The sequence below is a fragment of the Streptomyces sp. NPDC057287 genome (assembly GCF_042667905.1).
GTDB lineage: Bacteria > Actinomycetota > Actinomycetes > Streptomycetales > Streptomycetaceae > Streptomyces.
In genome coordinates, this window is record NZ_JBHUYV010000015.1 from 1 (window position 1) to 21,868 (window position 21,868).

The 21,868-nt window shown below is 69.2% G+C and carries 16 protein-coding genes, 1 tRNA gene and 1 pseudogene; 14 read left to right on the forward strand and 4 right to left on the reverse strand.

Features of this window, described 5'->3' with window-relative positions; genetic code table 11:
- Window positions 1–312 precede the first annotated feature (312 nt).
- A tRNA-Thr gene (locus ACFUNE_RS26425) sits at window positions 313–385 on the forward strand.
- A gap of 135 nt (window positions 386–520) precedes the next feature.
- On the opposite strand, the gene ACFUNE_RS26430 is transcribed toward ACFUNE_RS26425, so the two are convergent.
- On the reverse strand, window positions 521–961 hold the full coding sequence (locus ACFUNE_RS26430) for a hypothetical protein (RefSeq protein ID WP_383572979.1): 441 nt from the start codon (window positions 959–961) through the stop codon (window positions 521–523).
- A gap of 30 nt (window positions 962–991) precedes the next feature.
- Window positions 992–1,447: a hypothetical protein gene (locus ACFUNE_RS26435; RefSeq protein ID WP_383572982.1), complete on the reverse strand. Its 456-nt coding sequence runs from the start codon at window positions 1,445–1,447 to the stop codon at window positions 992–994.
- A 70-nt stretch (window positions 1,448–1,517) separates the two neighbouring features.
- On the opposite strand from ACFUNE_RS26435, the gene ACFUNE_RS26440 reads away from it, so the two are divergent.
- Window positions 1,518–2,051 (forward strand): DinB family protein, encoded by a 534-nt coding sequence (locus ACFUNE_RS26440; protein WP_383572985.1) that lies wholly within the window; start codon window positions 1,518–1,520, stop codon window positions 2,049–2,051.
- Between the two features lie 162 nt (window positions 2,052–2,213).
- Window positions 2,214–2,453 (forward strand): hypothetical protein, encoded by a 240-nt coding sequence (locus ACFUNE_RS26445; RefSeq protein WP_383572988.1) that lies wholly within the window; start codon window positions 2,214–2,216, stop codon window positions 2,451–2,453.
- Here ACFUNE_RS26445 and ACFUNE_RS26450 read toward each other — a convergent pair.
- Both ACFUNE_RS26450 and ACFUNE_RS26455 read right to left on the reverse strand, forming a co-directional pair.
- Window positions 2,454–3,352: pseudogene (locus ACFUNE_RS26450) on the reverse strand (helix-turn-helix domain-containing protein).
- A gap of 189 nt (window positions 3,353–3,541) precedes the next feature.
- On the reverse strand, window positions 3,542–6,169 hold the full coding sequence (locus tag ACFUNE_RS26455; RefSeq protein WP_383572990.1) for a SpoIIE family protein phosphatase: 2,628 nt from the start codon (window positions 6,167–6,169) through the stop codon (window positions 3,542–3,544).
- Window positions 6,170–6,571: 402 nt separating this feature from the next.
- Here ACFUNE_RS26455 and ACFUNE_RS26460 point away from each other — a divergent pair, with 402 nt between their 5' ends.
- The 11 genes from ACFUNE_RS26460 to ACFUNE_RS26510 all read left to right on the forward strand — a co-directional run bounded on the left by ACFUNE_RS26460 (window position 6,572) and on the right by ACFUNE_RS26510 (window position 21,829).
- Window positions 6,572–12,007, forward strand: coding sequence for a HAMP domain-containing protein (locus tag ACFUNE_RS26460; protein WP_383572993.1), 5,436 nt, complete (start codon window positions 6,572–6,574; stop codon window positions 12,005–12,007).
- Window positions 12,008–12,251: 244 nt separating this feature from the next.
- Window positions 12,252–12,932, forward strand: a complete 681-nt coding sequence (locus ACFUNE_RS26465; protein WP_383572996.1) for a two-component system response regulator — start codon at window positions 12,252–12,254, stop codon at window positions 12,930–12,932.
- A 111-nt stretch (window positions 12,933–13,043) separates the two neighbouring features.
- Window positions 13,044–15,812, forward strand: coding sequence for a DNA translocase FtsK (locus ACFUNE_RS26470; protein WP_383572999.1), 2,769 nt, complete (start codon window positions 13,044–13,046; stop codon window positions 15,810–15,812).
- A 213-nt stretch (window positions 15,813–16,025) separates the two neighbouring features.
- Window positions 16,026–16,826, forward strand: a complete 801-nt coding sequence (locus ACFUNE_RS26475) for a helix-turn-helix domain-containing protein (protein WP_383573002.1) — start codon at window positions 16,026–16,028, stop codon at window positions 16,824–16,826.
- Window positions 16,827–16,995: 169 nt separating this feature from the next.
- Window positions 16,996–18,474, forward strand: coding sequence for a 30S ribosomal protein S12 methylthiotransferase RimO (gene rimO, locus ACFUNE_RS26480; RefSeq protein WP_383573004.1), 1,479 nt, complete (start codon window positions 16,996–16,998; stop codon window positions 18,472–18,474).
- Complete coding sequence (pgsA, locus tag ACFUNE_RS26485) at window positions 18,471–19,301, forward strand: CDP-diacylglycerol--glycerol-3-phosphate 3-phosphatidyltransferase (protein ID WP_383573007.1); 831 nt, start codon at window positions 18,471–18,473, stop codon at window positions 19,299–19,301. Before rimO ends, pgsA begins: the two co-directional genes overlap by 4 nt.
- The gene (locus ACFUNE_RS26490) at window positions 19,298–19,810 is read left to right on the forward strand and encodes a CinA family protein (RefSeq protein ID WP_383573010.1); all 513 of its coding nucleotides are present in this window, start codon (window positions 19,298–19,300) and stop codon (window positions 19,808–19,810) included. The genes pgsA and ACFUNE_RS26490 overlap by 4 nt, the downstream gene beginning before the upstream one ends.
- Window positions 19,811–19,919: 109 nt before the next feature.
- A complete protein-coding gene (locus ACFUNE_RS26495; RefSeq protein WP_014153702.1) occupies window positions 19,920–20,303 on the forward strand; it encodes a helix-turn-helix domain-containing protein in 384 nt (127 codons plus the stop codon).
- Between the two features lie 216 nt (window positions 20,304–20,519).
- Entirely contained in the window at window positions 20,520–20,990 is a 471-nt protein-coding gene (locus ACFUNE_RS26500; protein ID WP_383573013.1) for a Dps family protein, read from the forward strand.
- 64 nt (window positions 20,991–21,054) lie between these two features.
- Window positions 21,055–21,249, forward strand: a complete 195-nt coding sequence (locus ACFUNE_RS26505) for a CsbD family protein (protein WP_383573016.1) — start codon at window positions 21,055–21,057, stop codon at window positions 21,247–21,249.
- A 343-nt stretch (window positions 21,250–21,592) separates the two neighbouring features.
- On the forward strand, window positions 21,593–21,829 hold the full coding sequence (locus ACFUNE_RS26510) for a hypothetical protein (protein WP_383573019.1): 237 nt from the start codon (window positions 21,593–21,595) through the stop codon (window positions 21,827–21,829).
- The last annotated feature ends 39 nt before the right edge of the window (window positions 21,830–21,868 follow it).

The window sequence follows — 21,868 nt, forward strand, 5'->3', positions numbered from 1 at the left end:
AGCTAAGCCTTTCAGCGCCGATGGTACTGCAGGGGGGACCCTGTGGGAGAGTAGGACGCCGCCGAACAATTATTCCGGGAAAGCCCCGTGCCCTTTTGGCACGGGGCTTTCCTGCGTTCCGGGGCCGAGCAGTTCACGAGCGAGGACGGCCGGCCCGAGGGGCGGGCGTGCGGCCTGCCCGGACGGAGCTGAGGCCCGAGGCCACGACCGCAGCCGAAGCCCGCTGCGACGCGTCCAGGATGTCTTCGAACTGGTGGTTCTGAGCACCCCCGTGTTCGGGGTATGCTTTACCTCGTTGCCGCAAGGCAGCAGGCCCCAATAGCTCAGTCGGTAGAGCGTCTCCATGGTAAGGAGAAGGTCTGCGGTTCGATTCCGCATTGGGGCTCAGCAGAGAAAGGCCCCCGCCTGTGGCGGGGGCCTTTTCTGTACCCCGGCTGGGGATCGCCGGCAGATGATCGAGGTGGGTACAGCAACAGGCCCTGCGAGGATCTGCACTCTCACGACGGCGATCGAACCCCTGCTACAGGGGGCGGAGAACGGGATCGATCTCCGCCAGGCTTTCGTGCAGTCGACGGGCCCCCCGGACAACACGATCGTCGATGTCGCCCGACATCTCCTCGCAGAGCCGTAGCGCCTCGCCCAGGTCGTCCGAGAAGATGCTGAAGACATCGACGATCGCGGTGTGGATGTGATCGGCGTGGTTGTCGTCGGCGGCTGCCAGTGCGGACGCGACTATCGTCAGTCCGGCCCTGTCCTTTCGCCGGAGCAAGCCCTCCGCGGTCCGCCGGGTGACGAAGGTGTCACCAGGATCGAGCACAAGCCCCAGGAGCGGCTCCGAGGCTTCCGGCATCTCGGCGAACCCTGCCAGGCCGTGACCGGCATCCGCCCGGTCACGCCAGTCGTCGCTTCGCCCGAGTTCGCCGAGCAGCACGACGACCGCACGCCGCAGGTCACTGTCCACGGATTCGCCCGCCCCTTCCCACGATGCCGGTCAAGACTCTTCCCCATCGTCCGTGGTGGTGCCGTCAGGTCTCCGTCCGAAGGAGGCTGCAAGAACCGCGGGGAGGTCTGCTTCCGTGACCCGGGCGCGTATGTCCGGCAGAACCTCGCGGAACTCGTCGTCGCTGATGACGCTGAGGAACTCCTGACGCAACTCGCGTATGACCTCGACGAGTTCCGGTCGCAGGCGCATCCACGCACGCGATGTGCGGATCTCCGCGTCCACCTGGTCCATGAACCAGCGGATCACCGTGTACGGGATGTCCAGGTGCTCTCCGTGCACGTCGAAGCAGACCGTGGGCTCCCGTGCCGGATCCTCGTCGGGGACGATCGCCGTGACCAGGGTGCGGTTGTCGGCAACGAGATCCAGCTCCAGGTACCAGGAGTCGTCGGGCACGGAGTACATCGTGGTGATCGCATAGTCGCCGTCGGGCGGGAAGATGGCCATGGCGGCATGCTGCCATCCCGGAGCGGGCCTCCTTGTTGAATCCGATCACCACGACAGCCGGAGTGAGCGCATGGCATGGACAGCACCGCCCGTCGTCCGGACCGTGGAGGTCGCCAGTCTGGGAAGCGTCCCCGAGCGTCGGATGCTGGAGGGCTGGTTGCAGTGGCACCGGGAGACGCTGATGGTCAAGTGTGCCGGGCTGGAGTCGGCGGACCTGGCCATCACGACGGTGGAGCCGTCCACGCTCAGTCTCCTCGGCCTCGTCCGTCATATGGCGGAGATCGAGCGCTGGTGGTTCCGGAGGAGCTTTGCGGGTGAGGCTCTCGGCGACGTCTTCACCGGCCCGGAGGACGGAGATGAAGGGCTGGACGGAGTCGAGGCGGCGGATGCGGCTCGGGCATTCGAATCGTTCCGGACCGAGGTTCGTCTGAGTGACGCGGCAGCTGCCGGGCACGACCTCGACGAGACGTTCCGGTCGGGCGGGGGAGTCCCTCTCAGCCTGCGATGGGTGTACGTCGTGATGATCCAGGAGTACGCCCGGCACAACGGTCACGCAGACCTTCTGCGGGAGCGGACCGACGGGGCGACGGGCGACACCGGCTGATCCACGGACGCGGGCTGCCCCGCCGGGGCGGGTGAGCACCGGGGACAAGATGAGCACCGGCGGTCCGCCGCAGGCGGGGGCCCGACGGGAGCCCTCCGCCGCGGCATGGCTCGACTAGTGCTGTGACCGCTATGGCTCGCCGGGTTGAGATGGAGGACTGTGGTGTTCGTGGAGATCGTCTTCGTGGGGCTGCCGATCGACCGTGACGAGGTCGAGGAGGCGTTGGAAGCGGCGTTCGAGCTCGACGGCGAGGTCACGGGGGCGGGCAGCGGCATGGGTCGTTGCCACCTCGACCTTGAAGTCGCGGAGAGTCTGGACGCTGCCGTGGCTCTGGAGCGACTGAAGCGCGTGCTGTCCGAACTGGGCGTCGCGGGGTGCGCGACGACGAACGTCAGCGAATGATCAGGCTGCCATCCGGGCTCGTCCGCCCCAGCGAATCCCCTTCTCGCTGCGGATCCGGGCGCGTTCGCGGCGTTCGGCCGCCAGGACATCGCGGTGGCGGGAGTTGGCGTTGCACCAGCGCAGATAGGCGTGCAGAGCCCTGGTCCGGACCGTGTGGTTGCGGTGGTTCGAGCTGGCGACGGCGAACTGCCGCAGCGGCCCGAAGTGCGCCTCGATCGGATTCGCCCAGGACGCGTAAGTGGGGGTGAAGCACAGCTCGACCCGGTTCTTCCTGGCCCAGGCACGGATCGCCGGTTGACGCCCCACAGGGTGTCGTCGCCGATTGAGTAGCAGCCATGGAAGTAGCGGACCCCGTGGGTGCGGTGGTAGGTCGCGGGATGCCGTTCGGGGTGTCCGGAGGCGGCCCAGCCCGAGCCGCCGGCCGGGCGGATTCCCGGGGGTCCGAACTCATCGAACGCGAAGACCCGGCCGGGGAAGCGGTCCAGGACGTGCTCGATCCGGTCGAGCTTGGCGTCGCGGTCCGGGTCCGGGGATTCCTTCCAGGTCTTCGTACGCTGGAAGGTGACGCCGCGGCGGGCGAGTAGGCACCGTAACGCCTCCCTGCCGATCCGGATCACGCGGCCGTGAACGCGCCGCAGGTAGATGACGGGTTTGCGGATCGACCAGCGCGTGAAGGGCTGGCCGAGCCTGGTCGGGCGAGTGATGGCCGTCGCGACGACGAAGTCCTCGTCGTCAGGACCGAGCAGGCGGGGACGGCCTCCCGCCCAGCGAGGGTCCAGGCAGGCCAGGCCGATCTCGTTGAACCGGTGGATCACGTCGCGGACCGTGTCCTCGTCCGCCTGCACCAGCTGGGCGATGACTGGGACGCGGTTCCCGCCAGCCGAGGCCGGCAGCGTCATCGCGCGCCGGTAGCGCACCGAACCGGTGCTGCCCCGGCGCACGACCTGCTGCAGCTTCTGCCCTTCCTGGTCGGTCAATCCGCGCACACGGACAGGGCACGGCCACCGCACCTCCACCGGTCGGATCGGACGTCACCGCACATCCAACTGCCTCGACCACCAACCCGGCGAACCAACCCGGTCAGAGCACTAGATGTTCTGCGGCTCCGGGACACGCATGGCCAGGATGGCCATGTCGTCGGACGCGGGCTCCGCAGCGAAGCGCTCGACCGCCCGCAGGATGCGCCCCGCGACCGCGCCGGCCGTCAGGCCCGTACACATGGCCAGGACATCGGCCAGGCCGTCGTCGCCCAGCATGCGGGTTCCCTCGCGGCGTTCGGTGACTCCGTCGGTGACGCACAGGAGGACGTCTCCGGGCTCCAGAGTGACCTCCTGCTCGTACAGCTCGAGGTCCTCGATGACGCCCAGCAGCGGCTGCGGTTCGGCCGCGGCCTCCACGGAGCCGTCCTGGCGCAGACGCAGGGGGAGAGGGTGCCCGGCACAGACGACCTTCAGGAGGGCGCTTCCGTCCTCCTGGGGCCACAGCTCCCCGTAGAGCAGGGTGAGGAAGCGGCTGCGGGCGCCCTCGTCCAGGATCGCGGCGTTGAGCCGCTCCAGGACCGCCGGGCCGCCGAACCCCTCGCGGGCCAGCAGGCGCAGGGCGTGCCGGGCGAGGCCGGTGACGGCCGCCGCCTCCGGGCCCGTACCGCAGACGTCGCCGATGGCGAAGCCGTAGGCCCCGTCGCGGATGGGGAACACGTCGTAGAAGTCGCCGCCGACCTCGTTGCCCTCGCCCGCGGCCCGGTAGATGACCTCGATCTCGACGTTGGGCACGTCGGGCAGGCCCGGCGGGAGCAGGCTGCGCTGGAGCGACTGGCTGATGGCCATGCGCTCCGAGTACAGGCGGGCGTTGTCGAGGGCCAGAGCGGCGCGTCGTGACAGGTCCTCCGCCAGCTCCAGGATCTCCTGGCGGAAGTGTTCGTCGGACGGCTTGCCGAGCGTGAGCATGCCGATGACGCGGTTCCTCGCCACCAGCGGCAGGACGACGGTCTCGCCTCCCACGGCAGCCGCCGTGGCCAGGACCGTGCGGGCGGCCGCTCCCATGCTCAGGGGCGCGTCCCTGCCCAGGGTGCGCTTGGAGGTCCGCAGGGCGGCCTGGTGGCCGGCCTCCGTGGGCACAGGCCAGAGGCGGGCGCCGGGGGCCGGGACGGGGTCGGGCGGGTCGATGGAGGAGAGCAGGGCCTTCAGGCCGTCGATGAGCTCCTCGTCCTCGTGGAGGACGTAGGAGAGATACGGCTCCGAGGACTGGTCGGCGATCGTGTAGACGGCGCACCAGGTGGCCAGCGTGGGCACGGTCATCTGTGCCATCAGCGCCAGTGTCTGATCCCTGTCCAGCGTGCCGGCGAGGAGGTCGGACGCTTCCACGAGGAAGGACAGCGAACCGCGGCGCAGGCGTTCCAGCTCGCCGAGTCTGGCCGACTCGACGGCCAGCGCGATGCGGTCCGCGGCGAACTGCAGCCTCAGCGCCTCCTCGTTGGAGTACCGCCCCGCCGCTTCGGCCGCGACTCCCAGCGAGCCGGTGAGGCGGCCCTCGACCTTGAGCGGGACCGTGACGACCGAGCGCATCCCGGTGTCGCCGAGCAGCGGTACTGCGCCCGGTACGACGGTGAGGTCCTCGTGGACGGCGGGCATGCGGGCGGAGCCGTAGCGTCCTGTGCCGGCCTCGACGGGCACCCGTGCGAAGCGCTGGCGGGCCGAGGGCAGGCCGGTCGTCGCCCGGACCTCCAGCTCGGTCTCGTCGTCCGTGGCCAGCAGCAGGAAGGCGGCGTCGGCGTCCAGCATGTCGCGGGCCCGCTCCACCGTGCGCTGCAGCAGTCCGTCGAGGTCGTCGGGTGCGGGGGAGCCGATGAAGATCTCGAACGGGTCCGCACTGCGGTTCTCGGACGTGGTGTCGGAGACGGGGGTACGGACCGGCGTCTGGAGGACGGCACGTTCGTAGTCGCGTACGAGGAGACAGACGGTGGACGGTTCGCCGTCCGCGTCGCGGACTCTGAGGTGCGAGGCGTACACGGGGATGTTCCGGCCGTCGGCGCCGCGGATGCCGTAGCTGCCCTCCCACCGGGAGAGCCGCAGGGCGTCGGCGATGCCGGTGTTGGTGCCCGGGGTGTGCGGCCAGGCCACGAAGTCGGTCAGCTGCTTGCCGTCGACCTGCTCCGCGGCGTAGCCGAAGAGGAAGGAGGCGTCGTCGTTCCACGAGGCGATGGATCCGGAGCCGTCGATCTGGACGACGGCCACCCGTACACGCGGTTCCGCCACCGGCAGCAGCGCGGTGGGCAGCACCGGGCTCGCGGAGCGGACACCCACGGGCCGTTCGGGAAGGTCGAGCTGGAACCAGACGTGCTTGTGCGTCGGGGTGTACTCGACGCCCCAGCGGGAGGCGAGGGCCGCGCAGAGCAGCAGTCCGCGACCGCCCTCGCGGTCCGGGCTGCCGAAGTCGAGGCCCGAGCTCTGGAGCGGGACCTCCCGCTCCGGGTAGTGGTCGGCGACCTCGACGCGTACGCCGTCCTCGGTGCGCAGGCAGAGGACATCGGCGGCGGTGCCCGCGTGCACGACCGCGTTGGTCACGAGTTCACTGGTAAGAACGACGGCGTCGTCAACGACGTCGGTGTAACCCCACCCCTGAAGGGTGTCGCGGACGAACGCGCGGGCGGTCGCGACCGAGCGTCCGACCGGATCGAAGGTGGCAGCCGCGCGCGCGGTGATCACAGCACTCCCCATTTGGTGTCTCGTCGCTTCCCCGAGTCCTGTGCCCGTATATCGCCGCTTCGATTCGCCTGCCAGGCTAGACGCTCGCCAGGTGTCCCGGGTACACGAGGGCGGACTTGGGTGCTCAGAGCACCCGGCGGTTGTGCGCCGGGCGCACAACTATGGGTCCCCCGGTGAGGGAAATGGGACGACCACGAGACTTTCCTCGCCCCGCCGCTCCGGCCTGGTACGTTTCAACGATTTGACGACCGCATAGTCACCCGTTGACGGTGTGCTGTGGCGGTGAGCCAAAGTGGAAGTGGGCAAGCTTCCGACAACGGCCCGAGCGATACGGTCAACCCCTGCGGGAGGGACACGGTGGAGTCTGGCGTGGCGGCGCGGGGTTCAGGAACGCGCACAAAAGGCGGGCAGTCCGTGAAAAAGCAGCGCAATGGGACCATCGACGTGGACGCGGCAGCTCTGAACAGACTGCTCGCGGGCCTGGTGGCGATGCGTGACGGCAACTTCCGCAGGCGGCTCACCGTCTCCGGCGACGGCGTGCTCACGGAGATCGCCGCGGTCTTCAACGAGGTGGCCGACCGCAATCTGCATCTGACGGGCGAGCTCGCCCGCGTGCGGCGCGTGGTCGGGCGCGAGGGGAAACTCACGGAGCGCCTGGAGACCGGCGCCTGCGAGGGCTCCTGGGCGGCGGCGATCGACGCCTCCAACGAGCTCGTCGACGACCTTGCACGGCCCGTGTCCGAAGTCGGACGCGTGCTCTCCGCGGTCGCCGACGGTGATCTCGAGCAGCGGATGGAGCTGCGCACCCACACGGCGGACGAGACCGTCCGCCCGCTGCGCGGGGAGTTCCTGAAGGTCGCCCGCACGGTCAACAACCTCGTCGACCAGTTGTCCGCGTTCACCGAACAGGTGACGCGCGTCGCGGTCGAGGTGGGCACCGAGGGCAAGCTCGGCGGCCAGGCCCAGGTGCGTGGCATGTCCGGGTCCTGGAAGGACCTCACCGACTCGGTGAACACCATGGCCTACCGGCTGACCGCGCAGGTGCGCGACATCGCCCTGGTGACCACGGCCGTGGCCAAGGGGGACCTGTCACGGAAGGTCACCGTCCATGTCGCCGGTGAGATGCTCCAGCTGAAGAACACCGTCAACACGATGGTGGACCAGCTGTCGTCGTTCTCCTCCGAGGTGACGCGGGTCGCCCGTGAGGTCGGCACCGAGGGCGAGCTGGGCGGGCAGGCGACGGTGCCCGGGGTCGCCGGGGTCTGGAAGGACCTCACCGACTCCGTCAACACGATGGCGGGGAACCTCACTTCCCAGGTACGCGGGATCGCAGAGGTGACGACGGCCGTCGCCAACGGTGACCTGTCGCAGAAGGTCACGGTGAGCGCCCGCGGCGAGGTCGCGCAGCTCGCCGAGACGATCAACCAGATGACGGAGACGCTGCGTACGTTCGCCGACGAGGTGACGCGCGTGGCGAGCGAGGTCGGTGGCGAGGGTCTGCTCGGTGGCCAGGCCCAGGTGCCGGGTGCCGCGGGCACCTGGAAGGACCTCACCGACTCGGTGAACACGGTCTTCCGGAACCTGACGACGCAGGTGCGCGACATCGCGCAGGTGACCACGGCGGTGGCCAGTGGTGACATGACGCAGAAGGTCACCGTCGACGTGGCCGGCGAGATGCTGGAGCTGAAGAACACCGTCAACACGATGGTGGACCAGCTCCAGGCCTTCGGTGGGGAAGTGACCCGGGTGGCCCGGGAGGTCGGCGTCGAGGGCCGTCTCGGCGGTCAGGCCGAGGTACCGGGGGCGGCGGGCACCTGGAAGGACCTCACCGACTCGGTGAACACCGCCTTCCGCAACCTCACCGGCCAGGTGCGCGACATCGCGCAGGTGACCACGGCCGTCGCCAACGGCGATCTGTCGCAGAAGGTCACCGTCGACGTGGCCGGCGAGATGCTGGAGCTGAAGAACACCGTCAACACGATGGTGGCGCAGCTGTCCAACTTCGCGGACCAGGTGACCCGGATGGCCCGCGACGTGGGCACCGAGGGCCGTCTGGGCGGTCAGGCACGCGTCGACGGTGTCTCCGGCACGTGGAAGGAACTCACCGACTCCGTCAACTTCATGGCGGGGAACCTCACCTCGCAGGTGCGCCAGATCGCGCAGGTGACGACGGCGGTGGCGCGGGGCGACCTGTCGCAGAAGATCGATGTGGACGCCCGGGGCGAGATCCTGGAGCTGAAGAACACCATCAACACGATGGTCGACCAGCTGTCCGCCTTCGCCGACCAGGTGACGCGCGTGGCCCGCGAGGTGGGCACGGACGGCCGTCTCGGCGGCCAGGCCCAGGTGCCCGGCGTGGCAGGCGTGTGGCGTGACCTGACGGACTCGGTGAACGGCATGGCGGGGAACCTCACCGCCCAGGTCCGTAACATCGCGCAGGTCGCCACGGCGGTGGCGCGGGGCGACCTGTCGCAGAAGATCGATGTGGACGCCCGGGGCGAGATCCTGGAGCTGAAGAACACCCTCAACACGATGGTCGACCAGCTCTCGAACTTCGCGGAGCAGGTGACCCGGGTGGCCCGTGAGGTGGGTACGGAGGGCATCCTCGGCGGGCAGGCGGAGGTGCAGGGCGTCTCCGGTACGTGGAAGGACCTCACCCAGTCCGTCAACGGCATGGCGAACAACCTGACCCTTCAGGTGCGCAACATCGCCGAGGTGACCACCGCGGTCGCCAAGGGCGACCTCTCCAAGAAGATCACGGTCGACGCCAAGGGCGAGATCCTCGAACTGGTGACGACGGTCAACACGATGGTCGACCAGCTGATGAACTTCGGCGACGAGGTGACCCGGGTGGCCCGTGAGGTGGGCACCGAGGGAATCCTCGGCGGCCAGGCCAGGGTGCGCGGTGCCACGGGCATCTGGAAGGACCTCAGCGAGAACGTCAACCTGATGGCCAACAACCTGACCAGTCAGGTGCGGAACATCTCCCGGGTCTCGTCCGCGGTCGCCAACGGCGACCTGACGAAGAAGGTCACCGTCGAGGCGCGCGGCGAGGTCGCCGAACTGGCCGACACCGTCAACACGATGGTGACGACCCTGTCCTCGTTCGCCGACGAGGTGACGCGAGTCGCCCGCGAGGTGGGCACGGAGGGCGAGCTCGGCGGTCAGGCGCGCGTCCCCGGGGTCTCCGGGACGTGGAAGGACCTGACCGAGTCGGTGAACTCGATGGCGTCCAACCTGACCGGGCAGGTCCGGCAGATCGCCACGGTCACCACGGCCATCGCCAAGGGCGATCTCACCAAGAAGATCGACATCGACGCCCGGGGCGAGATCCTGGAGCTGAAGAACACCATCAACACGATGGTCGACCAGCTCTCCTCCTTCGCCGAGCAGGTGACCCGGGTGGCCCGCGAGGTGGGTACCGAGGGGCAGCTGGGCGGCCAGGCCAGGGTCCGGGACGTCGACGGGACCTGGCGCGACCTCACCGAGTCGGTGAACGAGATGGCGGGGAACCTGACCCGTCAGGTGCGCGCCATCGCCGCCGTCGCCACCGCGGTGACCCGGGGCGATCTCAACCTCAAGATCGACGTCGACGCGGCCGGCGAGATCCAGGTGCTGCAGGACAACATCAACACGATGATCGCCAACCTGCGCGACACCACGCTCGCCAACAAGGAGCAGGACTGGCTCAAGGGCAACCTCGCCCGGATCTCCGGTCTGATGCAGGGCCGTCGTGATCTGGACGACGTCGCCTCGCTGATCATGAGCGAGCTGACCCCGGTCGTGTCCGCGCAGCACGGTGCGTTCTTCCTGGCCATCAGCACCGGTGACGGCGAGGAGGTGGGCTCCGACAGCGCCAACGAGAGCGCGTACGAGCTGCGGATGCGCGGCAGTTACGGCTATTCGGCGGGCTCGATGCCGACCTCCTTCCGGCCCGGTGAGACGCTCATCGGCACGGCGGCGGAGGAGAAGCGGACGATCCAGGTGGACAACGTGCCGCCGGGATACCTGAAGATCTCCTCCGGCCTCGGCGAGGCGCCGCCGGCACATGTGATCGTGCTGCCGGTGCTGTTCGAGGGGCAGGTGCTGGGTGTCATCGAGCTGGCCTCGTTCCAGCCGTTCACCCACATCCAGCGGGACTTCCTCAACCAGCTCGCCGAGATGATCGCCTCGAGCGTCAACACCATCAGCGTCAACACGAAGACCGAGAAGCTCCTCGAGCAGTCCCAGGAGCTCACCGAGCAGCTGCGTGACCGTTCGCAGGAGCTGGAGAACCGACAGAAGGCGCTGCAGGCCTCCAACGCGGAGCTGGAGGAGAAGGCCGAACTGCTGGCTCAGCAGAACCGCGACATCGAGGTGAAGAACACCGAGATCGAGGAGGCACGGCAGGTCCTGGAGGAGCGTGCCGAACAGCTGGCCGTCTCGATGCGCTACAAGTCCGAGTTCCTGGCCAACATGTCGCACGAGCTGCGCACACCGCTCAACTCGCTGCTCATCCTGGCCAAGCTGCTCGCGGACAACGCCGAGGGCAATCTCTCGCCGAAGCAGGTGGAGTTCGCCGAGACGATCCACGGGGCGGGCTCCGACCTGCTCCAGCTGATCAACGACATCCTGGACCTTTCCAAGGTCGAGGCGGGCAAGATGGACGTCAGTCCGACCCGTATCGCCCTGGTCCAGCTGGTCGACTACGTGGAGGCGACGTTCCGGCCGCTCACCGCGGAGAAGGGGCTCGACTTCTCCGTACGGGTGTCTCCGGAGCTGCCCGCCACGCTGCACACGGACGAGCAGCGGCTGCTGCAGGTCCTGCGCAACCTGCTCTCCAACGCGGTGAAGTTCACCGACGGCGGCGCCGTGGAACTGGTGATCCGGCCGGCCGGCGCCGATGTGCCGAACTCGATCCGGGAGCACCTGCTGGAGGCCGGTTCGCTGCGTGACGCAGACGGTGACCTGATCGCGTTCTCGGTCACCGACACCGGGATCGGCATCGCCTCCAGCAAGATGCTGGTGATCTTCGAGGCGTTCAAGCAGGCGGACGGCACGACCAGCCGCAAGTACGGCGGTACGGGCCTCGGCCTCTCCATCAGCCGGGAGATCGCCCGCCTGCTGGGCGGCGAGATCCACGCGGCGAGCGAACCGGGACGTGGCTCGACCTTCACGCTGTACCTGCCGCTGCACCCGAGCGAGCTGCCACCTCAGGGCTACCCGCAGATGGGGCCGGGGCCCATCGAGGTCCACGGCGGCTCCGGCGACGGTGCCCTGCGTCTGGAGGCACCGCAGGGCAACGGGGGCGAACAGCCCCTGGGTGACCCGGCCAACTCCGCAGGGGTGTTCCGCCGCCGGCGCAAGGCCCTCGGAGGATCGGTGCAGCGCCCCGCCCTGGCGAACGGCAGCTCCGGTGAGGCGACCGGCGCGGCACCGGAGGAGTGGGTGAAGAGCGCGCCGGAGGAGCAGGAGCCCCGCAGGACCTTCCGCTTCCACGGGGAGAAGGTGCTGATCGTCGACGACGACATCCGCAACGTCTTCGCGCTCACCAGCGTGCTGGAGCAGCACGGACTGTCGGTGCTGTACGCGGAGAACGGGCGCGAGGGCATCGAAGTCCTCGAACAGCATGACGATGTGACGATCGTTCTGATGGACATCATGATGCCCGAGATGGACGGCTACGCCACGACGACTGCGATCCGCCGGATGCCGCAGTTCGCCGGTCTGCCGATCGTCGCGCTGACCGCCAAGGCGATGAAGGGCGACCGTGAGAAGGCGATCGACTGCGGAGCCTCCGACTACGTGACCAAGCCGGTCGATTCCGATCATCTGCTGTCGGTGATGGAGAAGTGGATGCGCGGAGAGTGACGGTACGAGGAACGGTTCGCCGGGATCCGTCGAGCGACTGCGCCCGCAGGGGTGTGAGCGAGCGGATTCCGGGGAACCTTCTGGTCTTCGACCGCGTTTTCGCTGTGTGCACAGTGACATCGCGGTGACAGGGTGTGGTGACGGGCGGGGTGCGGCTACCATGACCGGCACAAGGACGGACGGCGTAAGGGAGTCGTCCTCTGGGGCGGCACCCGGTGCGATTCCGGGGCGAGGAGGACGGGCCATGGTGCAGAAGGCCAAGATCCTCCTGGTCGATGACCGGCCGGAGAATCTGCTGGCGCTGGAGGCCATCCTCTCTGCGCTCGATCAGACACTGGTACGGGCATCGTCAGGGGAGGAGGCGCTCAAGGCGCTGCTCACGGACGATTTCGCGGTCATTCTGCTGGACGTACAGATGCCCGGTATGGACGGATTCGAGACCGCTGCGCACATCAAGCGGCGGGAGCGGACCCGGGACATCCCGATCATCTTCCTGACGGCGATCAACCACGGTCCGCATCACACCTTCCGGGGTTATGCGGCGGGCGCGGTGGACTACATCTCGAAGCCCTTCGACCCCTGGGTGCTGCGCGCCAAGGTCTCGGTCTTCGTCGAGCTCTACATGAAGAACTGCCAGTTGCGTGAACAGGCGTCGCTGCTGCGGCTCCAGCTCGAAGGCGGTGCTCACCAGGGCGCCGAGGAGAAGGAGCCGGCCGGTCTGCTCGCGGAGCTGTCGGCGAGGCTCGCCGCGGTCGAGGAACAGGCCGAGGCCCTCTCCAAGCAGTTGGACGACGAATCGGCGGACGCGGGAGCCGTGGCCACCGCCGCCCACCTCGAGCGCAAGCTCACCGGACTGCGCCGTGCGCTCGACGCGCTGGAGCCCGGCGCGGGCGGTTCCGCGGCCCACCTGCCCTCGCAGGGCTGACCGGCGACGGCCTGAGGGTGAGTCAGTTCGGCGCCTGTGCAAGGGCGACACGGACGGGTGAAGCCGTAGGCACACGTGTCCACCGGCGTCGGCACCGGTAACCTCAGTCACATGGCCTCACGTACGTCCGGCAAGGGTTCCCTGGGCACGGCGGGCACCGCGAAGCGCGCCGGCCGTACCCAGGGACCGGCGAAGAAAGCCGCGCCCGCCAAGAAGGCGGCGGCGAAGAAGACAGCGCCCGCCAGAAAGGCGCCCGCCAGGAAGGCGGCGGCGAGGAAACCCGCGCCCAAGCCCGCGCCGTCTCCCACGGGGGGCGTGTACCGGCTCGTCCGTGGGCTGTGGCTGGGTACCGCGCACGGCGTCGGGGCGGTGTTCCGCTCCATAGGGCGTGGAGCGAAGGGACTCGACCCCGCACACCGCAAGGACGGGCTCGCCCTGCTGCTCCTCGGCCTCGCGCTGGTCGTCGCTGCGGGCACCTGGTCGCATCTGAAGGGCCCAGTCGGCGATCTCGTCGAGATGCTCGTGACAGGCGCGTTCGGCCGGCTCGACCTGCTGGTGCCGATACTGCTGGGTGCCGTCGCCGTGCGGCTGATCCTCTATCCCGAGAAGCCCGAGGCCAACGGCCGTATCGTCATCGGGCTCTCGGCCCTCGTCATCGGCGTGCTCGGCCAGGTCCACATCGCCTGCGGATCGCCGGGCCGCGAGGACGGCACGGGCGCCATGCAGGACGCGGGCGGGTTGATCGGCTGGGCGGCCTCCCAGCCCCTCGTCTTCATGATGGGCGAGGTCCTCGCAGTCCCACTGCTCCTGCTGCTGACGGTCTTCGGACTCCTGGTCGTCACCGCCACCCCGGTCAACGCCATCCCGCGCCGGCTGCGGCAGCTCGGCGTCAAGCTCGGCATCGTCGACCCCGTGTACCTGCCGGACGAGGAGGACGGGAGCGACGACGAGCGGTACGACGAGCAGTGGCGCGACGCGCTGCCCGAGAGCTCCCGGAGGCCGGCGGCACGCGGCGTGGGGCCGGACGTGTACGACCCGGACCAGGCCGAGGGCGAGGCGCTGACCAAGCGGCGCCGGTCCCGCAGGACGTCCGCCCAGCCCGCGATGAACCGCACCATGGACGCGGTGGACGTCGCGGCCGCCGCGGCCGCCGCGCTCGACGGGGCGGTGCTCAACGGCATGCCCCCTTCCCCGGTGGTCGCCGATCTGACCCAGGGCGTCTCCACCGAGCGGGAACGGGCCGGTACCCCGGTCCCCGGTGCACGTTCGTCCGGGAAGGTCCCGTCCGGCGACGGGGGCGCCGAGAAGAGCTCCTCCACCGGAGGCGTCCCCGATCTGACGAAGCCGGTCCCCGAGCGGTCGCTGCCTCTGCCCGCCCGGGCCGAGCAGCTCCAGCTCTCCGGCAACGTCACCTACTCGCTGCCCTCCCTGGACCTCCTGGAGCGCGGGGGCCCCGGCAAGACGCGCAGCGCCGCCAACGACGCGGTCGTCGCCTCACTGACCACCGTCTTCACGGAGTTCAAGGTCGACGCCGCCGTCACCGGATTCACCCGTGGCCCGACGGTCACCCGCTACGAGGTCGAACTCGGACCCGCCGTCAAGGTCGAGCGGATCACCGCCCTCACCAAGAACATCGCGTACGCCGTCGCCAGCCCCGACGTCCGGATCATCTCCCCGATCCCCGGCAAGTCCGCCGTCGGCATCGAGATCCCCAACTCCGACCGGGAGATGGTCAATCTCGGGGACGTCCTGCGCCTCGCCGACGCGGCCGAGGACGACCACCCGATGCTGGTCGCGCTCGGCAAGAACGTCGAGGGCGGCTACGAGATGGCCAACCTGGCGAACATGCCGCACGTCCTGGTCGCCGGTGCGACCGGCTCCGGCAAGTCCTCCTGCATCAACTGTCTGATCACATCGGTCATGGTGCGGGCGACGCCCGAGGACGTACGGATGGTCCTCGTCGACCCGAAGCGTGTCGAGCTCACCGCCTACGAGGGCATTCCGCACCTCATCACGCCCATCATCACCAACCCGAAGAAGGCCGCCGAGGCGCTCCAGTGGGTCGTACGGGAGATGGACCTCCGCTACGACGACCTGGCGGCCTACGGCTTCCGGCACATCGACGACTTCAACCACGCGGTACGCACCGGCAAGGCGAAGGCGCCCGAGGGGAGCGAGCGGGAGCTCTCGCCCTACCCGTACCTGCTGGTCATCGTCGACGAGCTGGCGGACCTCATGATGGTGGCCCCGCGCGACGTCGAGGACTCCATCGTCCGCATCACCCAGCTGGCCCGCGCCGCCGGCATCCACCTGGTGCTCGCCACGCAGCGCCCGTCGGTCGACGTCGTGACCGGGCTGATCAAGGCCAATGTGCCCTCCCGGCTCGCCTTCGCGACCTCGTCGCTCGCCGACAGCCGGGTCATCCTCGACCAGCCGGGCGCCGAGAAGCTCATCGGAAAGGGTGACGGTCTGTTCCTGCCCATGGGGGCGAACAAGCCGACCCGCATGCAGGGGGCCTTCGTCACCGAGGCCGAGGTCGCGGCCGTCGTCCAGCACTGCAAGGATCAGATGGCGCCGGTCTTCCGCGAGGACGTGGTGGTCGGCACGAAGCAGAAGAAGGAGATCGACGAGGACATCGGCGACGACCTCGATCTGCTCTGCCAGGCGGCCGAACTGGTCGTGTCCACCCAGTTCGGCTCGACATCGATGCTCCAGCGCAAGCTGCGGGTCGGCTTCGCCAAGGCCGGTCGGCTGATGGACCTCATGGAGTCGCGCAATATCGTGGGTCCCAGCGAGGGTTCCAAGGCGCGCGATGTCATGGTGAAACCGGACGAGCTCGACGGTGTGTTGGCCGTCATTCGTGGGGAAACCGCTTCGTAGGAGTTTTGCGGGCAACCGTTTCGCCCGGCCGTACGTCAAGTTGAAGGGAGGAGCAGCGGGATGATCCGTTGTGCTCTCCGCCCTCCGTCCTGCCCGAGGGGCTGCCCGGCGAACCCGATGGCGTACAAAGTCGTCGCTCCCGGTTGCCCCACCCTTTCGTACCACCCCTAGACTGAACATCCAGCAGGTGGCTCACGCTCGAAAGGCGCCCCCGTGTCCATCGGCAACTCCCCCGAAGACGACCGGCCTTCGATCGGTCGCGCGCTTCAGCAGGCTCGTATCGCCGCAGGTCTGACGGTCGAGGAAGTCAGCAGCTCCACCCGGGTGCGCATCCCCATCGTGCACGCGATCGAGGAGGACGACTTCTCCCGCTGCGGCGGCGACGTCTACGCACGCGGCCACATCCGCATGCTCGCCCGTGCCGTCCGGCTCGACCCCGATCCGATGATCGAGGAGTTCGACGCCGAGCACGGTGGGCGCCCCGCGCCCACCCCCGCGGCACCTCTGTTCGAGGCGGAGCGGATCCGCTCCGAACCCCGTCGGCCCAACTGGACCGCTGCCATGGTCGCCGCGATCGTCGCCGTCGTCGGCTTCGTCGGCTTCACGCTCTTCAGCGGCGAGGACGAGGGGTCGGGCTCGGCACAGGTCGCCGAAGGCTCCACCCCCGACAAGACCACTCCCAAGCCCACAGCCACCAAGCCCGCAGACCCCAAGCCCGCTCCCTCCGAGAGCGCCATCGCCGCGGCCCCCCGGGACAAGGTGACGGTCAGGCTCAGCGCCACCGAGGGCAAGAGCTGGATCTCCGCCAAGGACCACAACGGACGGCTGCTCTTCGACGGGCTGCTGGACCAGGGTGACTCCAAGACCTTCCAGGACAAGGAGCGGGTCGACCTCGTCCTCGGAGACGCCGGGGCGATCGATCTCTTCGTCAACGGCAAGAAGGTCGACGACCAGTTCGAGTCGGGTCAGGTCGAACGGCTCTCGTACACCAAGGGTGACCCCGAGGTCGGCTGACCTCTTCCCACCCTCGCGTTCCCGACGGTGCGTGCCCGGCAGTCCTGCCGGGCACGCACCGTCCGCGTTCGCCCTCTCCTCCCTCGGATCCACCGCGTGCTCGGTCACTCCCTGTAGCGGGCAACCCTGCACGGTAGGACGAGTGCCGGGACAAAGTAGTCTTGAGCCCATGCCCGAACGCCGTACCGTCGCCCTTGTCACTCTTGGCTGCGCCCGTAACGAGGTGGACTCGGAGGAGCTCGCAGGCCGCTTGGCAGCGGACGGCTGGGAGCTCGTCGAGAACGCCACCGACGCGGATGTCGCCGTAGTCAACACCTGTGGGTTCGTCGAAGCTGCCAAGAAGGACTCCGTCGACGCCCTCCTCGAAGCGAACGATCTGAAGGACCACGGCAGAACCCAGGCCGTCGTGGCCGTGGGCTGCATGGCCGAGCGCTACGGCAAGGACCTCGCCGAGGCGCTGCCGGAAGCCGACGGAGTCCTCGGATTCGACGACTACGCCGACATCTCCGACCGTCTTCAGACCATCCTCAACGGCGGCATCCACGCCTCGCACACCCCGCGCGACCGGCGCAAGCTGCTGCCGATCAGCCCTGCCGAGCGGCAGGACGCCGCCGTCGCGCTGCCGGGGCACGCCCAGGAGATCGCGCCCGCCCCCGCGGACCTGCCGGAAGGCGTCGCGCCGGTCTCGGGGCCGCGGGCACCGCTGCGCCGCAGGCTGGGGACCAGCCCGGTCGCCTCCGTGAAGCTCGCCTCGGGCTGTGACCGGCGCTGCTCGTTCTGCGCCATCCCGTCCTTCCGCGGCTCGTTCATCTCGCGGCGCCCCTCCGACGTCCTCCAGGAGACCCGCTGGCTCGCCGAGCAGGGTGTCAAGGAGGTCATGCTCGTCTCCGAGAACAACACCTCGTACGGCAAGGACCTCGGGGACATCAGGCTCCTGGAGACCCTGCTGCCCGAGCTCGCCGACGTCGACGGGATCGAGCGGATCCGCGTCAGCTACCTGCAGCCCGCGGAGATGCGGCCGGGGCTGATCGACGTACTCACCTCGACGCCGAAGGTCGCCCCGTACTTCGACCTCTCCTTCCAGCACTCCGCTCCCGGGGTCCTGCGCGCGATGCGGCGGTTCGGCGACACGGACCGTTTCCTCGAACTGCTGGACACCATTCGGGGCAAGGCTCCGCAGGCCGGTGCCCGGTCGAACTTCATCGTCGGATTCCCCGGCGAGACGGAGGCCGACCTGGCCGAGCTGGAGCGCTTCCTCACCGGCGCGCGCCTGGACGCCATCGGGGTCTTCGGCTACTCCGACGAGGACGGCACCGAGGCCGTCGGCTACGAGAACAAGCTGGACGCCGACGTCATCGCGGAGCGCCTCGCACACATCTCGCAGCTCGCCGAGGAGCTGACCTCACAGCGTGCCGAGGAGCGGGTCGGCGAGACCCTCCAGGTCCTCGTCGAGTCCGTGGAGTCCGACGAGGACGGGCCCGTGGCGGTGGGCCGAGCCGCCCACCAGGCGCCGGAAACGGACGGCCAGGTCGTCTTCACCACACGCGAAGGGCTCGTGCCGGGCCGTATGGTCGAAGCCAAGGCAGTGGGCACCGAGGGAGTGGACCTCGTGGCCGAACACCACGAGCTTGCGGAGGCAGCCAGATGACGGGAGCCCCGGCATCCGCGGCAGGCGGCTCCGGCGCGACGCCGGTTCCCCGAGGCGGCAAGCTGGGTGCGGCGGCGGTCAACCAGGCCGGCCTGTGGAACATCGCGAACATCCTCACGATGGTGCGGCTGCTGCTGGTCCCGGGCTTCGTCGTGCTGCTCCTGCACGACGGTGGCTACGACCCGGTGTGGAGGGCGTTCGCCTGGGCGGCCTTCGCCGTCGCGATGATCACCGATGTCTTCGACGGCCATCTGGCACGCACGTACAACCTGGTCACGGACTTCGGCAAGATCGCCGACCCGATCGCGGACAAGGCGATCATGGGTGCGGCGCTGATCTGCCTCTCGTCGCTGGGTGACCTGCCCTGGTGGATCACCGGTGTGATCCTCTTCCGCGAGCTCGGCATCACGCTGATGCGCTTCTGGGTCATCCGGCACTCGGTGATCCCGGCCAGCCGCGGCGGGAAGGTGAAGACCCTCGCCCAGGGCATCGCCGTGGGCATGTACGTCCTGGCGCTGACGGGGCCCCTGGCGACCCTGCGCTTCTGGGTGATGTTGGTCGCCGTCGTGCTGACGGTGGTCACGGGCCTCGACTACGTGCGGCAGGCCATCGTGCTGCGCGGGCACGGGCTCGCGGCCGAGCAGGCCGCCGCCCTGGAGGCGGTCGCGGCGGCGGCGGAAGCCGAGGGGACCGTGGGCGGCGAGTGCGCCGCCGATGACGTGGACGTGAAGGCGCAACACGGCGTGGAGCCGATGGTGGAGTCCCTCGGGGAGCCCGTCGGGGAGCGCGTGGCGGGCGGCCGGGGGACTGCGGAGACCGAGCGGTGACGTCCGGGGCGGCCCGGGTGCTGCGGCAGCTTCAGGAACGCGGTGAGACGCTCGCCGTCGCCGAGTCGCTCACCGGCGGTCTGGTGGCCGCCGAGCTCACTTCCGTCCCCGGTGCCTCGCGGACCTTCCGCGGGTCCGTCACGGCGTATGCCACACCCCTCAAGCGGGACGTGCTGGGCGTCGACGGCGCGCTCCTGGCCGAACGCGGAGCGGTGGACCCCTCGGTCGCCCAGTCGATGGCCGCCGGCGTGCGCCGGGTCCTGGGTGCTGACTGGGGGATCTCGACCACGGGGGTCGCCGGACCCGAGCCGCAGGACGGCAAGCCCGTGGGAACGGTCTTCATAGCCGTTTCCGGTCCGGGCGACGTACGGAAAGTCACCGAGCTGAGGTTGAACGGCGGGCGGGCGGACATCCGTAAGGAGAGTGTGCGGAGCCTGCTGGAGCTGCTCTCCGGCGAACTCGGTGAAAATGCGAGGGCACAGGATACGGAACAGAACGGGGAGAATTGATGTTTGCAGCCCTGAGTGAACACGACATCGCTCCCCGCACGGCCGCAGCGCGAGGCGGTACGGTGGGGCGTGAAGGATGCGGCTACGCGGTCCGAGGAGGGAGCCACCGATGATTCTGCTCCGTCGCCTGCTTGGTGACGTGCTGCGTCGGCAGCGCCAGCGCCAAGGCCGTACTCTGCGCGAAGTCTCCTCGTCCGCCCGAGTCTCGCTCGGCTATCTCTCCGAGGTGGAGCGGGGGCAGAAGGAGGCATCCTCCGAACTGCTCTCCGCCATTTGCGACGCGCTGGACGTACGGATGTCCGAGCTCATGCGTGAAGTGAGCGATGAACTGTCGCTGGCTGAGCTGGCCGAGTCGGCAGCGGCCAGTGATGCGGTGCCTGTGCCAGTACGCCCGATGCTCAATTCCGTCTCCGTTGCGTCGGTCGCCGGCGTACCGACAGGACGGGTGACCATCAAGGCGCCCGCGGAAGCGGTGGATGTCGTCGCCGCCTGACCACGCGGTTCGTGGTGTACGAAGCCCCGGCCGGCCCCTCACGGGGCCGGCCGGGGCTTTCGCGTGTGCGGGGTGTGTGCGGAGCTCGTTGCAGGGCAGGCGCGAAGTGAGGCCGGGTGGGAGCCCCTCGGGGAGTCCATCCGAATGACTGTTTTATGTTATTTGTGCCATCGTGGACGGGTGGTAGGCCGAGCAGCTATCCGATCGGAGAATTGCATGTCTGTCGTGAAGAGCGCGTTGGCCGACAGCGACCGCAAGGTCGTCGGAGACGCTCTGCAGGGTGCCCTGGTGGATCTCATCGACCTCTCCCTGGCGGCCAAGCAGGTCCACTGGAATGTCGTGGGTCCCCGGTTCCGGTCCGTCCATCTGCAGCTCGACGAGGTCGTCGACACGGCGCGGCAGCACTCGGACACCGTCGCGGAGAGGGCTTCCGCGATGGGAGTCAACCCGGACGGGCGGTCCCGGACCCTCGCGAAGACCACGGCCATCGACTCCGTGCCCGACGGCTGGATCAAGGACGGGGACGCGGTACGGGTACTGGTCGATGCGCTCCGTGTGGTCATCGACCGCATGCGCGAGCGGATCGACGCGACCGCCGAGCCGGACCCCGTCAGCCAGGACATCCTGATCACGCTGACGGCGGACCTCGAGAAGCACGCCTGGATGTTCCAGGCCGAGAGCGCCTGACCTGCGGTGACGGCCGGACCCGGAACGCGGGTACCGGTGACCGGCAGCGAGTGAGGAGTACGAGATGACTGACGACAAGGCCATGGACAAGATCAAGGGCAAGGCCAAGGAAGCGACGGGCAAGCTCACCGGAGACCGCCGCAAGGAGTCCGAGGGCAAGGCGGACCAGGCCAAGGCCAAGGCGGAAGGCGCCCTGGGCGGTGCCGGTGAACGCGCCAAGGGCGTGAAGGACTCCATGAAGGACGACGACGGGCGCTAGCCCCGACCGACCGGCTTTCGACGCTCAGGCAGGACGGATCCACCCTCGGTCGGGAGACCCGGCCGGAGTGTCTGCCACGGGCACGTGTGCCCCCGCCGATGCGATCGGCGGGGGCACACGCGTGTGCGCCTGCCCGCTTCCCGCCGGACGCGGGATGCAGCCGCCGCCGACCCGGGGGAAACTGCGGGGGAGGGCCACGGGTTCCCAAGGGTTCATACCTCCCGAAGCGGCTGGGAAAGGGCGCGCAGTGTCGTCCCGCCTCCGCCGCGCACGCCGGTCGCGCATCGGTGCGCCCTCCCGTCAGGTGAACGTGCCGTACTAGCGTCGGCCGGAGGAGGCAGCCATGGTGCGGCGATGGGTGCCGGCGCTCGTCCTCGGCGGCGTGTGGTGGTGGGCGGTGCTGCGGCTCTTCCTGAGACCGGAGCACGCCGGAGTGGTCGAGGGTGCGGTGGCGGCCGGCGGTTGGGGGCTGAGCCTCCTGCCGGTACACGTGGCGGCGGCGTCGCGGGCGGAGAAGGTCCTCGAAGAGCCCGGGACGGATCGAACGGAGATACCCTCCGAGCCGTCCGAGCCCTCCTAGCCTTCCCGGCGAGGCCGGCCCGACGGTGTGGGGCCGGGG

What these genes read in the sequence shown, in the direction of transcription:
- ACFUNE_RS26510 (WP_383573019.1), top strand. Translation starts at nt 21,593, where the DNA reads ATGGTGCGGCGATGGGTGCCGGCGCTCGTCCTCGGCGGCGTGTGGTGG.
- ACFUNE_RS26500 (WP_383573013.1), top strand. Translation starts at nt 20,520, where the DNA reads ATGTCTGTCGTGAAGAGCGCGTTGGCCGACAGCGACCGCAAGGTCGTC.
- rimO (WP_383573004.1), top strand. Translation starts at nt 16,996, where the DNA reads ATGCCCGAACGCCGTACCGTCGCCCTTGTCACTCTTGGCTGCGCCCGT.
- ACFUNE_RS26505 (WP_383573016.1), top strand. Translation starts at nt 21,055, where the DNA reads ATGACTGACGACAAGGCCATGGACAAGATCAAGGGCAAGGCCAAGGAA.
- pgsA (WP_383573007.1), top strand. Translation starts at nt 18,471, where the DNA reads ATGACGGGAGCCCCGGCATCCGCGGCAGGCGGCTCCGGCGCGACGCCG.
- ACFUNE_RS26455 (WP_383572990.1), bottom strand. Translation starts at nt 6,169, where the DNA reads ATGGGGAGTGCTGTGATCACCGCGCGCGCGGCTGCCACCTTCGATCCG.
- ACFUNE_RS26470 (WP_383572999.1), top strand. Translation starts at nt 13,044, where the DNA reads ATGGCCTCACGTACGTCCGGCAAGGGTTCCCTGGGCACGGCGGGCACC.
- ACFUNE_RS26435 (WP_383572982.1), bottom strand. Translation starts at nt 1,447, where the DNA reads ATGGCCATCTTCCCGCCCGACGGCGACTATGCGATCACCACGATGTAC.
- ACFUNE_RS26495 (WP_014153702.1), top strand. Translation starts at nt 19,920, where the DNA reads ATGATTCTGCTCCGTCGCCTGCTTGGTGACGTGCTGCGTCGGCAGCGC.
- ACFUNE_RS26465 (WP_383572996.1), top strand. Translation starts at nt 12,252, where the DNA reads ATGGTGCAGAAGGCCAAGATCCTCCTGGTCGATGACCGGCCGGAGAAT.
- ACFUNE_RS26440 (WP_383572985.1), top strand. Translation starts at nt 1,518, where the DNA reads ATGGCATGGACAGCACCGCCCGTCGTCCGGACCGTGGAGGTCGCCAGT.